Below are 2,213 nucleotides of genomic sequence, written 5' to 3'. Positions count from 1 at the left end.
GGTAGGAGTATGTATTATGTCAAGCAACGTATCATTTGCTTGGGCAAGTTGCTTGACATATTGTCTTATCTCTCTTGTATATGTAGGTATGAAGAGTATAAGTAGATGGAAACTAGCAGGCCTCCTGCTAGTATTGGTGGGCGGTTTAGTATATGGAGTAAGGTACGAAGAGATTAACGGAGGCCGGTATACCTTTGTTAGGGGTAAGTTAGCACCACAGTGGCAGAGGGATAACTATGATGAGTGCATCTACAAGTATGGTGCTAATGTTGTGATTCCTGACCTAACTGCTGCTAAGACAGCTAAGGAGTACAGGAAGGCTTACCGAGAATACTTGAAGTATTATCCATACTCGCCGGATATGCCGAAGCGTGGCTTCGACTTACTACCAGATAGCGCAGCCACGGGTGCTTCGATAACTGTGTCGGTTAGGTGTTCTGATGATAACCACTATAACCGAGGTCCCTTCCAGGTCACCATATCGGATGGGAATGTAGCAGGTGTGTCAACTGCAGATGTGATAAAGAATATATACTGCGATAAGGAGCCTACCAGTGTGAGCTACGACATAGTAGCAGATGCAGCTGACGGTAGCACTACAAGTATCATGGTATATGGAATCAAGTACCCCAAGTCAGGCGATGTTACTGTAGAAGTAGAGAGTAGCTATGGAACCGTAGAGGTAGACCCGAGTAACTTCAACTCCGTCTATGCTCGTGTAACTACAGGCTACTATGGAGAGGACTGCAGTAGTAGTGGACGTATCTATTCCTCTAACTGTGGCTACAACAGCCCTAGTGCCAGTAGAGCAAGAGAGGACCAGTATAATGCTATGGACTTCTGCTACGACTATCTAGTGGAGTACCTAGGCCTATCACCAGATACCCTTACCCTAGGACCCTCCTTTAGATACGATCCAGAATACGAGGACATGATGTATGAACGCATGATACAGGAACATGACGACAGAATGCGGGAATATTATGAGGAAGAAGAGGAGGATGACCCACGTTTCTCATGTACAGGATCCTACTTTGAACCAATAGATGCATACTGTGACTATGACTAGAGACCAAGTGCTACTCAATCAGGACAAGAAGGAGGACATCCACTTCTTCCGGAATATCCTCTTCGATCCCAATACTCTACCCCTAGCTGTAGCTGATACAAAAGAGTGGGTATATAAAAGAAGAGACCTAGATGACACAGAGTGTATAGGTAAAGTAACCCTAAGTAGAACAGAAACCTCTAACTATGTAGCTCATATTAAGGAGGAAACCAAGGATCATGTTTACGTAAGGATCAAATACACTGGTAGTAACCTTATGTCCTACTACATACTACATAACCAAGCTCCAACTAGGGAGGAAGACCGGGCACTCTACAAGCCAGTAGACCTTGTGCTTAACTCTATACTAGCCTTCATTCCACCTACCCTAAGGGCCAGGATATCCAGGAGCTATGTAGACACTACCATTGAACCCTACCTCCCTACAGGTAAACACAGTCTCATCTTGTCTTTCCAGGGATCATTTGCTAACCATTACCTGAACCCAACCCAAGAACCCCTGGATACCGTGGTAATCAACCTGCTACCAACTCTACATATAACACACTACAACACCCTACCCAAACTACTTGTACCCTTTGATCATATCCAGGTACCCTCTACGGCTGAACCCACCATAAGACACTTAGAGATACTAGCAGGAACCCTGCAGGACTTCCTGTGTATACACACACCCCCCACATCTACACCCAGGATCTCTGGTATGATCAACCATCTAACCACCAACTACCCAGGATCTTCGTATACCATACAACAGCTACTAGGTCTATTACCCTCTCACATATCCTGTAGACTACTACAGTCTCAGTCCCTATAACTACAACCAACCTAGGAACCCTGGAGATACCCTGGAGGACCCCCGGAGAATACTTGGAGAAAGCCCACAGCACAACCAGAGGATAACCGGAGGAACCCTGGTAAACACCTACCACCCTCAGCTGCTACAACACCTACATACTTAACAACAAACAAATACACACCAAAAGTACACCAGACTAAGTGCATAATCACAAGAGCACTAGCAACCCACCCACAGCATAGCAGCAATTCCCCAGCAATCCACCAGCAAAACAGACCTCCTTTAGACACACCGCAAGGTACCTTTGAGGAAGGTATTTTAGTGGAAGGTAATTCACTTTAGTGG

At 45.5% G+C, this 2,213-nt stretch carries 2 protein-coding genes; both read left to right on the top strand.

Annotated elements, in window-relative coordinates:
* The first annotated feature begins 88 nt into the window (after window positions 1-88).
* The gene (locus D6694_05190; protein ID RMH45079.1) at window positions 89-1,069 is read left to right on the top strand and encodes a hypothetical protein; all 981 of its coding nucleotides are present in this window, start codon (window positions 89-91) and stop codon (window positions 1,067-1,069) included.
* Window positions 1,062-1,886 (top strand): hypothetical protein, encoded by an 825-nt coding sequence (locus D6694_05185; GenBank protein RMH45078.1) that lies wholly within the window; start codon window positions 1,062-1,064, stop codon window positions 1,884-1,886. Before D6694_05190 ends, D6694_05185 begins: the two co-directional genes overlap by 8 nt.
* Window positions 1,887-2,213: the final 327 nt, after the last annotated feature.

The sequence above is a fragment of the Gammaproteobacteria bacterium genome, assembly GCA_003696665.1.
GTDB lineage: Bacteria > Pseudomonadota > Gammaproteobacteria > Enterobacterales.
Note: the sequence above shows the minus strand (reverse complement) of the source record. Positions and strands in the feature narration are given on the sequence as shown.